General features: G+C 69.8%; 11 protein-coding genes and 1 tRNA gene. 2 read left to right on the top strand and 10 right to left on the bottom strand.

Going from position 1 to position 12,291, the window contains the following annotated elements; all coding sequences use genetic code 11:
• Positions 1-2: 2 nt before the first annotated feature.
• From aspT (DEJ49_RS12620) to DEJ49_RS12595, 6 genes are all read right to left on the bottom strand, one after another.
• On the bottom strand, positions 3-1,706 hold the full coding sequence (gene aspT / locus DEJ49_RS12620) for an aspartate-alanine antiporter (protein WP_150184228.1): 1,704 nt from the start codon (positions 1,704-1,706) through the stop codon (positions 3-5).
• Between the two features lie 24 nt (positions 1,707-1,730).
• Positions 1,731-3,410, bottom strand: a complete 1,680-nt coding sequence (gene aspT, locus DEJ49_RS12615; RefSeq protein ID WP_150184227.1) for an aspartate-alanine antiporter — start codon at positions 3,408-3,410, stop codon at positions 1,731-1,733.
• 114 nt (positions 3,411-3,524) lie between these two features.
• A complete protein-coding gene (locus DEJ49_RS12610) occupies positions 3,525-4,946 on the bottom strand; it encodes a GH1 family beta-glucosidase (protein WP_150184226.1) in 1,422 nt (473 codons plus the stop codon).
• A 104-nt stretch (positions 4,947-5,050) separates the two neighbouring features.
• A complete protein-coding gene (locus DEJ49_RS12605) occupies positions 5,051-5,929 on the bottom strand; it encodes a carbohydrate ABC transporter permease (protein ID WP_150184225.1) in 879 nt (292 codons plus the stop codon).
• Complete coding sequence (locus DEJ49_RS12600; RefSeq protein ID WP_150184224.1) at positions 5,926-6,930, bottom strand: carbohydrate ABC transporter permease; 1,005 nt, start codon at positions 6,928-6,930, stop codon at positions 5,926-5,928. Before DEJ49_RS12600 ends, DEJ49_RS12605 begins: the two co-directional genes overlap by 4 nt.
• 5 nt (positions 6,931-6,935) lie before the next feature.
• Entirely contained in the window at positions 6,936-8,258 is a 1,323-nt protein-coding gene (locus DEJ49_RS12595; RefSeq protein ID WP_150184223.1) for an ABC transporter substrate-binding protein, read from the bottom strand.
• 302 nt (positions 8,259-8,560) lie between these two features.
• Between DEJ49_RS12595 and DEJ49_RS12590 the strand changes: the two genes are divergently transcribed.
• Entirely contained in the window at positions 8,561-9,616 is a 1,056-nt protein-coding gene (locus tag DEJ49_RS12590) for a LacI family DNA-binding transcriptional regulator (RefSeq protein ID WP_150184222.1), read from the top strand.
• Positions 9,617-9,632: 16 nt separating this feature from the next.
• On the opposite strand, the gene DEJ49_RS12585 is transcribed toward DEJ49_RS12590, so the two are convergent.
• On the bottom strand, positions 9,633-10,259 hold the full coding sequence (locus DEJ49_RS12585; RefSeq protein WP_150184221.1) for a hypothetical protein: 627 nt from the start codon (positions 10,257-10,259) through the stop codon (positions 9,633-9,635).
• A gap of 76 nt (positions 10,260-10,335) precedes the next feature.
• Here DEJ49_RS12585 and DEJ49_RS12580 point away from each other — a divergent pair, with 76 nt between their 5' ends.
• The gene (locus DEJ49_RS12580) at positions 10,336-10,632 is read left to right on the top strand and encodes a hypothetical protein (RefSeq protein WP_150184220.1); all 297 of its coding nucleotides are present in this window, start codon (positions 10,336-10,338) and stop codon (positions 10,630-10,632) included.
• A 20-nt stretch (positions 10,633-10,652) separates the two neighbouring features.
• On the opposite strand, the gene DEJ49_RS12575 is transcribed toward DEJ49_RS12580, so the two are convergent.
• The 3 genes from DEJ49_RS12575 to orn all read right to left on the bottom strand — a co-directional run bounded on the left by DEJ49_RS12575 (position 10,653) and on the right by orn (position 12,285).
• A complete protein-coding gene (locus DEJ49_RS12575; protein WP_150184219.1) occupies positions 10,653-11,330 on the bottom strand; it encodes a DUF4352 domain-containing protein in 678 nt (225 codons plus the stop codon).
• Between the two features lie 168 nt (positions 11,331-11,498).
• A tRNA-His gene (locus DEJ49_RS12570) sits at positions 11,499-11,571 on the bottom strand.
• A 111-nt stretch (positions 11,572-11,682) separates the two neighbouring features.
• Positions 11,683-12,285 (bottom strand): oligoribonuclease, encoded by a 603-nt coding sequence (gene orn / locus DEJ49_RS12565; protein ID WP_150168196.1) that lies wholly within the window; start codon positions 12,283-12,285, stop codon positions 11,683-11,685.
• Positions 12,286-12,291 lie beyond the last annotated feature (6 nt).

Here is a 12,291-nt window from a genome sequence, read left to right as displayed (position 1 = left end):
GATCAGTGGTGGAGCAGGACGATGACGGCGCCCCAGATGGTCAGGAGCACGTTTCCGACGGCGTACGGGATCGTGTAGCCGAGCGTCGGGATCTGGGACCGGGACGATTCGTTGATCGCGCCGATCGCCGCGGTGGTCGTCTGGCCGCCCGCGAGGACGCCCATCAGGATCGGGAAGCGGATTTTTTGGACGTAGTGCCCGAAGACGAAGCCGACGATCAGCGGGACCACCGTGGCGATCGCGCCGAACAGGAGCAGGCCCCAGCCCGCCGTCGACAGGCCGGAGGTGAAGCTCGGCCCCGCGTTGATGCCGACGACCGCCACGAACAGGCAGAGCCCGAGCGTGTCCATGAACCACTGGGCACCGGGCGGGACGTTCCCGTACGTCGGATACCTGCCGCGGATCCAGCCGAAGACCAGACCCATGATCAGCGCGCCGCCGGACGTGGAGAGCGAGATCGGCACGCCGCCCGCGGTCAGCGCGGGGATGCCGATGCAGCCGCCGAGGAAGATGCCGAGGCCCACCCAGATCATGTCGGTGGCGAAGGACGTCGGGACGGGCTTGCCGAGTGCCTTGCCCGCCGGGTCCACCAGCCGTCTGGGGCCGGAGAGGATCAGGGTGTCGCCGCGCTCCAGCTTCGTCGAGAGGTGGTACGGGAAGTCGGCGCCGGAGCGGTACAGCTTGTCGACGTAGACACCGACCATGAACGGCTCGCGCCGCAGGTCCCCGATGGTCCTGCCCAGGTGTTCCTTCTCGGAGACCACGACGTGCAGTGACTCGGTCTGGTAGCCGAGGAGTTCGACGTCGTCGGTCTCGGCGCCGATGTGCGTGCGGGCGTCGAACTCGACGAGCGAGCCGCGCAGCGCGCTCAGCGCCACGACGTCGCCCTCGCGCAGGGCGAGCCGCTGATCGTGGTCGAGGATGTTCCCCTCCCTGCGGACGCGGGTGATGTAGACCCGGCGGCCCAGCTCGCGCTGCTGGTTCTCGAAGTCCTCGATGGTGCGGCCCGCGAGGTCGGGGCGCTGGATGGTGTAGGCGCGCAGGACGACCTCGTAGTAGCCCTCGGCGAGGTCGGGGTTGTCGCCGGGGGCGTCCAGCTCCTTGGCCAGCGCCGCGGATTCGGCCGCGAGGTCCTTGCGGTAGAGCTTGGGCAGGACGTTGGCGAGCAGCATCGCGCAGAGGATCGTGCCGAGGGGATACGTCACCGCGTATCCGATGGCGACGAGGTTCGACTCGCTCTTGGCCTGCGCGGAGCTGAGCCCCGGCAGATGGGAGATCGCGTCGCCCGCGACGCCGATGACGGCGGACTGGGTGAGCGCGCCGCCGAGGAGCCCCGCCGAGAGTCCGGGTCCGTAGCCGAGCATCGCGGCGAAGGCCCAGCAGATGAGCAGGCCGGTCACACAGACGACGACCGCGTTGAGGACTTGCGGGAGGCCGTCCTTCTTCAGGCCGCGGAAGAACTGCGGGCCGACCTTGTAGCCGAGGGCGAAGAGGAACATCGTGAAGAAGAGGTTCTTCACCGTCCCGTCGATCTCGACCTTGAACTGCGCGCCGAGCAGCAGCCCCGCGATGAGGCAGCCGGTGACCGCGCCGAGCCCGATGGCCTTGTAGCGCAGCTTCCCGAAGAGGAAGCCGATCGCCACGGTGATGAAGACGAGCAGCTCGGGATGGGGCTGGAAGATGTTCCGATTGAGGAAATCGATCATTTTCTACGCTCCGGACGCGCCTCGTCAGGCGCCGAGTACGCCGACGAGAATCGGCCCGGTCAGGGGGAGCAGGAAGTTCGAGAGGGCGTACGTGATCGTGTAGCCCAGCAGCGGGACCGAGCTCTGGGCCACCTGGGTGACGGAGGTGATCGCCGGGGTCGAGCACTGCTGGCCGGCGATGGCACCGATCAGGAGCGGTTTCTCGATCTTCAGGAGCTTGCGGCCGACGAGGAGCGAGATCGTCGCGGGCACCAGGACCATCGCGATCCCGGCGAACGGAAGCAGCGCCCCGTACTCCTTGAGCAGCGGCCAGGCCTGCGGCCCTGACACGAGCCCCGTACAGGCGATGAAGATCGCCAGGCCCATGTCCTTGAGGGTGTTCGCGGCCTGCGGCGGGAACGCCCCGAAGGTCTGCTTGCGGGAGCGGAACCAGCCGAAGAGCAGCCCGGAGATCAGACAGCCCCCGCCCGTGCCCAGCGACATGGGTACGTCGCCGAAGTGCACGACGACCTGCCCGAGCAGGGAACCGGCGGCGATGCCCAGACCCAGGTAGATGAAGTCGGTGGCGTCGTTCCTGACGACCGAGCCGATCCTCGCGACCAGCTTGTTCAGGCCGGAGCGGGCGCCCACCAGGGTGAGCACGTCGCCGCGGTGCACGGTGGTGCCGCCGGCCGCGGGCAGATGCTGGTCGCCGCGCAGTACGTCGGTGACGTACACGCCGTCCTTGATGAACTCGGGATGCTCGCGCTGGAGGTCGTCCACGCTCATGCCGTCCGACGACTTGTCGGTGACGGCGACCTGGGCGGTGGCCAGCGGGGTGTCGACGCCGGGGATGCCGGGGGTCTCGGGGCCGATGAGCTGACCGGACTCGATGACGTTGGCGCGGCGGCCGACCACCAGGACCAGGTCGGAGAGGGTGAGCGCCAGGCCGGGCGCGGGCGTCAGGTTCTTGCTGCCCCGCTTGACGGCCTCGACGGTGACCCGGCCGTCGAGATCCGACTCCAGGTCGCCGACGGTCCCGCCGTCGGCCGTGGTCACCAGATAGGTGCGGCCGACCATGCCCGGCAGTGCCTGGCGCTCGTCGGGCTCCAGGCCGCCGCCCGAGCCGCGCATCTTCTCCCACAGCTCGCGCGAGGCGTCCCGCAGGTTGATGCGCAGCATCATCGGCATGATCTGGCTGGTGTAGAGCACGATGGTGATCAGGCCGAAGAGGTAGCAGACCGTGTACGCGGTGGCCACGTGCCCCTGGTACTGGGTGATCTGGTCCGGGGTGAGGCCGTCGAGCTTGCCGATGGCCTCGGTCGCCGTACCGACGACGGCCGACTCGGTGGCCGCGCCGGCCAGGATGCCCGACGCCGTGCCGACGTCCAGGTCGAAGGCCTTGGCGAGGCCGAACGCGATGCCGAGGACGCAGACCAGCTCGATGCCGCAGAGCGCGAAGAAGCGGAGGCTCTCGCGGTTGAGGTGGGAGAAGAACTGCGGGCCCGCGAGATAGCCGAGGGAGAAGATGAAGAGCGCGAAGAAGATCGTCTTGACGTCGTCGGAGACGACCACCTTGGCCCAGGCGCCGAGCAGCAGCGAGACGATCAGCGTGCCGCAGATGCCGCCCAGGGTGATGGGGCCGACGCGCACCTTGCCCACGAGGTAGCCCAGGGCGAGGCAGATGAACAGCGCGAACTCGGGGTGATCACGGAGTACACCCACCAGCGCTCACCGTGCCCGGTCTGTTGGTATGTGAACCCTATATTCCATATGGGCAACCTAAGGAGCCGGGTGGCGAGCTGCCACTCGACTCCCGGGGCCGCCGGTCCCCGCAGATCAGTCCGCGGCGTACTCGCGCGGCAGCTCCCCGGCGCCCGCGACCGACGCGTACCAGTGGGCGCTCGACTTCGGCGTGCGGACCTGCGTCGCGTAGTCGACGTACACCGCGCCGAAGCGCTTGCCGTAGCCGTAGGACCACTCGAAGTTGTCCATGAGCGACCAGAGGTAGTAGCCGCGGACGTCCGCGCCGTCGGCGATGGCCCGCCGGACCGCCGCCAGGTGTTTGTGCAGGTAGGCGATGCGCTCCGGGTCGTGGACGCGGCCCTCCGGGTCGGGCTTGTCGTCATACGCCGCGCCGTTCTCCGTGATGTACAGCGGGAGCCCCGGTGCCTCGTGCGCGTACCGCATGATCAGCTCGTGCAGTCCGGCCGGGTCGATGGTCCAGCCCATCTCGGTGCGCTCGCCCGGCGTCTGGTGGAAGGCGACGTCGTCGGAGCCTGGCCAGGGGGAGTGGTCGCTCGCCCCGTGGCCGTCGGCGTGCCGGCTCCCGGGGCCTTCCGGGGCCGCCGACACCAGCGACGGCGTGTAGTAGTTGAGGCCCAGCGCGTCCAGCGGCTGGTGCGCGGCGGACAGGTCGCCGTCGCGCACGCAGGACCAGTCGGTGACCCGTGCGGTGTCCGCGAACAGGTCGGCGGGGTAGGCGCCGTGCAGCATCGGGCCGTGGAAGATGCCGTTGGCCAGGTTGTCGATGCGCCGCCGTGCGTCCTGGTCCCGCGGGTCGTCCGAGACCGCCCTGACCACCGCGGAGTTGAGGCTCACCGCGACCTGGGCGCGGGCCGGCAGGGCGGCGCGCAGCGCCTGCGTGCCCAGGCCGTGCGCGAGGTTCAGATGGTGGGCGGCGTGCAGGGCGGCCGCCGGGTCGGTGCGGCCGGGGGCGTGCACGCCGGAGCCGTACCCCAGGAAGGCGCTGCACCAGGGCTCGTTGAGCGTGATCCAGGAGGAGACGCGGTCGCCGAGCGCCTCGGCGACGATGCCCGCGTACTCGGCGAACCGGTACGCGGTCTCGCGCACCGGCCAGCCGCCCGCGTCCTCCAGCTCCTGCGGCAGGTCCCAGTGGTAGAGGGTCAGGGCGGGCCGGATGCCCCGGGTGAGCAGCTCGTCGACCAGGCGCCGGTAGAAGTCCAGGCCGCGCTGGACGGCGGGGCCGCGCCCGGTGGGCTGCACGCGCGACCAGGAGACGGAGAACCGGTAGGCGTTCAGGCCGAGCTCCGCCATGAGCGCCACGTCGTCGCGGTAGCGGTGGTAGTGCTCGACGGCGACGTCGCCGGTGTCGCCGCCCGCGGTGCGGCCCGGCGTGTGACTGAAGGTGTCCCAGATGGAGGGCGTGCGGCCGTCCTCGCGCACGGCGCCCTCGATCTGGTACGCGGAGGTGGCCGCGCCCCAGAGGAAGTCGGCCGGAAACGTAATGGGTTCAGGCATGGAAGCGCTCCCATGGATAGGGGAAGAGGCGTACGTATACGGAGGAGAAGGGGGCCGGGGAGAAGTCCGGGAGCCTGCGGGCTCCCGGAAACGTTCCGAAGGGGTCAGCCCTTGACCGCGCCCTGCATGATGCCGCTCACGATCTGCTTGCCGAACAGGATGAACGCGAGCAGCAGCGGCAGCGTGCCGAGCAGCGCGCCCGCCATGATGACGGCCCGGTCGGGGATGTACCCCGTGCCGAGGGAGTTGAGTGCCACCTGCACCGTCGGGTTCGACTGGTTCAGCGCGATGATCGGCCACAGGAAGTCGTTCCACGCCATGACGAACGTCAGCAGCCCGAGGACCGCCATCGCGGGCCGCGCCGCGGGGAACACCACGTGCCAGATGATCCGCAGGCTGCTCGCCCCGTCCATCCGCGCCGCCTCGATCAGCTCGCCGGGCAGGGCCTGCAGCAGGTACTGCCGCATGAAGAAGACCCCGAACGCGCTCACGAACGTCGGCAGGATGACGGCCTGGAGCTGGTTGGTCCACTGGAGGTCCGCGACCCACAGGTACAGCGGTACGACGCTGAGCTGCGGCGGCACCATCATCGTGCCGATGGTCAGCAGGAGCAGCGCCCCGCTGAACCTGAACTTCAGTTTGGCGAAGGCGAATCCGGCGACGGTGGAGAACAGGACCGTGCCGATGGTGATGCTGCCCGCCACGATGGTGGTGTTCAGCATCGCGTCGCCGAGGCTCGCCTCCGTCCACGCCCGTTCGAGGTTCTTGAACAGGTTGCCGCCGAACCACAGGGGCGGCGGCGTCTGGGCGAGCCGCCCGCTCGTGCGCGAGGCGGCGACGGCCGTCCAGATCAGGGGCGCCAGCGAGACCGCCGTGAACAGCGCGAGGACCACGTAGGTGAAGGGGCCCGCGTGCATCGTCCGGCCGGCCTTCCGGCCGAGGGGACGCGCCTTGCCCTTCGGCACCACCGTGCGCGTCTTCATCGGTCCTTCCTCAGGCGTCGGGCGATCAGCATGTTGACCGCGGCGATGAGCAGCAGGATCACGAGCATCAGCCAGGCGACGGCCGACGCGCGCCCCAAGTGGCCGTTGATCCAGCCCTGGTCGTACAGATAGAGCCCCAAGGTCTGGAACTGGTGGTCGGCGCCGCCCTTCGACCCGGCCGTGCCGCCGAACAGCAATGGCTCGCCGAAGAGCTGGGTCGCGCCGATCGTGGACACGACGACCGTGAACAGGATCGTCGGCCGCAGCATCGGGATCGTCACGTGCCGGAACTGCTGCCAGCGCGAGGCGCCGTCCAGCGCGGCCGACTCGTACAGGTCGTGCGGCACGGCCTGCATCGCCGCCAGGTAGATCAGCGCGTTGTACCCGGTCCAGCGCCAGATGACGATCGACGACACCGCGAACTGCGAACCCCACGACGATTCACGCCAGTTGACGGGGTCGAAGCCGACCGACCCGATCAGCCAGTTGACCATGCCGCCGTCCCACGCGAACAGCAGTGTGAAGACCAGGGAGGCGCTCGCCACGGACGTCGCGTACGGGGCGAGCATCGCGACCCGCCACAGGGTGGAGCCGCGCAGCTTGTAGTTGAGCAGGTGCGCGATGCCGAGCGCGATGGCCAGCTGGGGGACGGTGGAGATGACGCCGATGGTGAAGGTGTTGCCGAGCGCGTTCCAGAAGTACTCGCTCTGGAGCAGGTTCGTGTAGTTGTCCAGGCCGAGCCAGGTGCTGTCGTCGAGGTTGGTGAGCTCTAGGCGGTGCAGCGAGGCCCAGCCGGTGTAGAGGAGCGGGAAGAGGCCGAAGGCGCCGAAGAAGAGGAAGAACGGCGCGACGAAGACGTACGGCGACGCCTTGATGTCCCAGCGGTACAGGCGGCTGCGCCACGGCGACGGCGTACGGGAGGTCTTGCTCCCGGTCGCGGCCGGGGCCGCGTCCCCCTTGCCGGGGGGCGCGGTCTCGGCGTACTCAGCGGTCTCGGACACGTGCGTCACTGTCCCAGAACATCCTTGATCTCCTTCTGGGCCGCCTCCCAGCCCTCATCGGGAGACTTGCCCTGCTGCTCCACCTGGAGCACACCGATGTCCGTGATGGACTGGCCGATCTGGGCATCCTTGATGCCGTAGACCGCCGAAGGGGTGTTCTTCGCGATGTCGGCGAAGATCTCCGTGATGGGCGCGTCGTTGAAGTACGCCTTGGTGGCCGCCGACGGCTTCAGCGTGTCGTACGCCGACGGGGTCGACGGGAAACTCGCCTGCTTGGCGAAGACCTTGGCGAGCTGCTCGGGCTGCGTCAGCCAGACGGCGAGCTCGGTCGCCTCCTTCTTGTGCTTGCCCGCGCTCGGCACACCGAGGAACGTGCCGCCCCAGTTGCCGTCGGTCGGGGCCTTGGCCATGTCCCACTGACCCTTGCCCTCCGCGCCGCCCTTCTCCTGGATGTACCCGGCCATCCAGGCGGGGCAGGCCACCGTGGCGAACCTGGCGTTGGCGAAGCCCTGGTCCCACGTCGGGTCGAACTGCTTCAGCTTGGCGGACATGTCGCCCTGCGCGACCTTCATCGCCGCGTCCCAGGCGTCCTTGCGGCCCTGGCTGTCCTCGTAGATCTCCTTGCCGCTCTTGTCGTAGTACCGCTCGGTGGCACCGGCGAAGACGGCGTTGTAGACGCTGGAGGCGGAGTCGACGAACTTGGTGCCCTTCGGCGCCTTCTCCATGTACTTCTTGCCGAGCGCGACGTACTTGTCCCAGTCGCCCGCCCACTCCTTCGCGAGCTTCTCGCGGTCGGTGGGGAGACCGGCCTTCTCGAAGAGGTCCTTGCGGTAGCAGAGCGCGGTCGGGCCGATGTCGACGCCGAGGCCGATCGTCTTGCCGTCCTCGGTCGTCGCCTGCTTCCACTTCCAGTCGAGGTACGTGGACTTGTCCACGCCCTTCGCCTTGCCGAGGTCCTCGAACTTGGCGCCCTGCGTCTGCACGACCTCGGTGATGTTGCTGACCTCTATGGCCGCGACGTCGTTGACGCCCGCGCCGGACTGCAGCTGGGTGAGCAGCTTCGGGTAATAGGCGTCGTTCCGCTCGATCACGTTCTCTTTGATCGTGATGTTCGGGTGCGACTTCTCGTACTCGTCGTAGAGACCGGCCTGCTTCAGGCCCAGCACACCGAACGTGCCGACGTTGAGCGTGATCTTGCCGTCGCCCGCCGAGCCGCCTTCGTCGTCGCTCGAACAAGCGGCGAGCAGGCTCGTGGCCAGCGCGGCCGTGGCCGCGTACGCGACGAGCCGACGGGGCCTGCGGGACCGGCGGAAAGTGCTGCTGCGCATGACGTCCTCCTGTTGCCTGACGTGCCGACCCCCCGGCCAACTGCACTGCTGGGCCCGTTGGTTCACTCTGCGGCTCGGGCGGGGAACGTGCGGGATGTGTACGTGTCAGGTAGTGTGGGAGCGCTCCCACAAGTGATGAGTTGAAGACTCGTGGCTCGCGCCGGGGGTGTCAAGGGACCGGACAGGGAGTTATGTCTTCGGTTATCGGGCCGTTACGGGACGCCGCTGGAATCGGCCCGGGGGCCCGGTGAAGATCGGGCTGTTACATTCCTCGCCGGGGGAAGTGTGACGGGAGGCGGACTATGGCAGCTCACGCGGCGCGCGGCCGCAGCGGCGGACGGCCCACTCTGGAAGAGGTGGCGGCGCGGGCGGGGGTCGGCCGGGGCACGGTCTCCCGCGTGATCAACGGGTCGCCGCGGGTGAGCGAGGCGACAAGGACCGCCGTCGAGGCCGCCGTGGCCGAGCTCGGATACGTACCGAACACCGCGGCACGCGCGCTCGCCGCCAACCGCACGGACGCCATCGCCCTGGTCGTCCCCGAGCCCGAGACCCGCTTCTTCGCCGAGCCGTACTTCTCCGACGTCCTGCGCGGCGTCGGCGCCGAGCTCAGCGAGACCGAGATGCAGCTCCTGCTGATCTTCGCGGGCAACGACCGCAGGCGCCAGCGCCTCGCCCAGTACCTCGCGGCCCACCGCGTCGACGGCGTCCTCCTGGTCTCCGTCCACGCCGACGACCCGCTGCCCGACCTGCTCTCCCAGCTGGAGATCCCCGCCGTCATCAGCGGCCGCCGCTCCGCCGAGGAAGCCCTGCCCTCCGTCGACTCCGACAACTACGCGGGCGCCTGCTCGGCCGTCGAGCACCTCCTGGCCCGCGGCCGCACCGCCATAGCCACCATCACGGGACGCCTCGACGTGTACGGAGCACAGCGCCGCCTCGACGGCTACCGCGCCGCATTGCGGGACGCGGGCCACGAGGTCGACGAGCGGCTGATCGCGCCGGGCGACTTCACCGAGGAGGGCGGCCACCGCGCGATGCGGGAGCTGCTCGCCGCCCGCCCCGGCATCGACGCCGTGTTCGCGGGCTCCGACGTGATGGCGGCCGGCGCCCGCCAGGCGCTGCGCGAGGCGGGGCGCCGCATACCCGACGACGTGGCGCTCGTCGGCTTCGACGACTCGGCGATCGCCCGCCACATGGACCCGCCGCTGACGAGCGTGCGCCAGCCCATCGAGGAGATGGGGCGCGCGATGATCGACCTCCTCCTCGCCGAGATCGCGGACAGCCGCCCCGCCGCTGCCCGGCGCCTGGAGCGGCGCCAGCTGGTGCTCCCGACCCGGCTCGTGGAGCGGGCCTCGTCCTGAGGCTTCGGCACAGGTCCTAGAGGTCCGCGCGCAGGGCTTTCGACATCTCGCGGGCCAGCCCGGCGTCTCGCCGGTGCTCGGCCGCCAGTTGCGGCCTGCCGTTCTCCTCGTGGTCACGGGCGAGCCTGTCCTGCGCGCCGGACAGCGCGTCGAGGACCTTCGACGCCTGCTCCCGCAGACGCCGCACCCGGACTTCCAGGACATCCCGCGCATCGGGTCCTTCGGCGGCCTGCCACGAGGTGGAGGCGGCCGACTCCATGTCGACGGAGCCCTGTTCCCGCGCGTCCGCGGCGTCCGCGCGGCGCAGCGTCGACTCGCTGCGGTCGAGCCGCGCCTGGCTCGCCGTCAGCAGCTTCTGGATCCGGTCGATCTGCTCGTACGACCGCTGGCGCCTGCTGGGGGGAGCGGCGCCCGCGGCACGCTCCCGGTCGTCGACCCTCGTCTCCCAGTCGGCGACGCGGCGCTCCCGCTCGTCCGCGGCGTCCTCCCGCCGGTCGGCGGCCTCCTCCCGGTCGTCCGCTTCTCGCTCCCGCTCGTCCGCCCTACGTTCGCGCGCGTCGGCCAGCCGGTCCCGGGCGTCGGCCGCCTCCTCGCGCCGACGGTCCTCCGGGCCGGAAGGGCTGTTCTGCGGATCGGATCCCATGTCGGCAGTATGCTCCGTCTGCCGCACCGGAGCGCGTGATCCGGCCCCCGCACCCCCCGGCCGAGGAACCTTGCACATGAACTTTCCCGAGTACGGCGGTCCGGGCGACGGCGACGGCTGCGGCGTCGTCGACCACCACCCGGACGGCACCACCGTCCGCTGCGCGGCCGCGGGGGCGTGGCACATCGCGTGGGAGCACGAGGGCCCGGACGGGATCAGGACGTCCTTCGTGTGCGAGCGCCACATGGACACGGTGCGGGCGCACCACGTCTACCTGGACAGGCATCCCGTCGGCCCGGACTGCACGCACCCCCGCGCCCGCTGGGTCGACAGCCGCGTCGGCGCCTGGTGCCGCGCGCCCGACGCCGACTGACGGCCCGCCGCCTTTCCCCGCTACTTCACGTCGCCCGTGAAGATCGCGGCCTCCGCCTCCAGATCCATGTCCGGCGAGACCTCGATCTGGATCGTCTTCTCGGCCTTCGGCAGCGCGCACGCCCACGTCACCGAGAGGGACCGCCCCGCGAGCAGCTTCGTGTCGGGCCCGCCGTTCAGGCCCTGGTCCGAGTCGAAGATCGATTCGCTCGACTTACCCGCCGTGCCGTACGAGCAGCTGGCCGTGAACATCGACGTGTCGACGGTCGACTTGCCGTTGTTCTTCACCCGCACCACGAACTTGACGTACGGGGTGTTCTCCGGCGAGCCGTAGGGGCCGGACGTGCCCCGGGCGAACTTCGACAGGCTCAGCTGGACGTCTTCCCTGAAGTCCACGGTGTCGTTGAGTCCGGCCGCCTCCCCGTCGGTGCCCTCCGGCTCCGACTCCGCCTCGGTCTCCTCGGCCGGCTCCTCCTGGTCCGCGACGACGTCGTCGGCCTTGTCGGACGCGGCGGCACTGGCGGTCTTCTCCGGCTTCTTGTCGTCGTCGCCGCTGTTGACGACGACGATGCCCGTCGCGACGACGGCCGCGATGACCGCGGCGGCCGACCCGATGACGACCGCGTTGCTCGGCCCGCGCCTCGGCGGAGGGGGCTGCGGCGGATACATGGGCGGCGGTGGCGGCATGGTGTTGCTCATGGGTCCCCCTGCGGTTGTGCGTTCTCAGCGCATCATCCGCCCATGTGTGGGGGATGTGAGGGGGGTGTGGCTGTTTCGTGATGTCACGATCGGGACCGCGCTCGGGGCCGTGCCCGGGGAACGAAGAAGGTCCGGTCTGCTTTCGCAGACCGGACCTTGATCGATCAGGGTGAGTGACGGGACTTGAACCCGCGGCCACCTGGACCACAACCAGGTGCTCTACCAACTGAGCTACACCCACCATGCCCGGTCTTTTGTCGTTCTTCCGACCGGCCGAGAAAAAGTGTACAGGGTCTGGAGGGGTGCTCGCGCACACGTTTTCCCGACCCCGTACACAGGGCTGCCTCGCGGGCTATTCCGCAGGCAGGACGTGCTTGGCGGCGATCGTCCGCGCCGTCTCCGAGTCCGGGCCGGGCTGCGGGACGAAGATCGCCTCGCGGTAGTACCGGAGCTCCGCGATGGACTCACGGATGTCGGCGAGCGCGCGGTGGTTGCCGTTCTTGTCCGGGCTGTTGAAGTACGCCCGGGGGTACCAGCGCCGGGCCAGCTCCTTGACGGAGGAGACGTCGACGATGCGGTAGTGGAGGTACTCCTCCAGCGTCCGCATGTCCCGCGCCAGGAAGCCGCGGTCGGTGCCGACGGAGTTTCCGCACAGCGGGGCCTTCCGCGGCTCCTTGACGTGCTCACGTACGTACGCCAGGACCTGCTCCTCGGCGTCGGCCAGCGTGGTGCCGCCGGCCAGCTCGTCGAGGAGCCCCGAGGCGGTGTGCATGGTGCGCACCACCTCGGGCATGGTCTCCAGCGCCGCGTCCGGCGGGCGGATCACGATGTCCACACCTTCGCCGAGCACGTTCAGTTCCGAGTCGGTGACCAGTGCGGCCACCTCGATAAGTGCGTCGTCCGTCAACGAGAGCCCGGTCATCTCGCAGTCGATCCACACCATGCGATCGTTCATGCGTCT

The organism is Streptomyces venezuelae, assembly GCF_008642335.1.
Taxonomy (GTDB): domain Bacteria; phylum Actinomycetota; class Actinomycetes; order Streptomycetales; family Streptomycetaceae; genus Streptomyces; species Streptomyces venezuelae_F.
The sequence above is the reverse complement of the archived record's forward strand: the minus strand, read 5'-3'. Positions and strand labels throughout refer to the sequence as shown.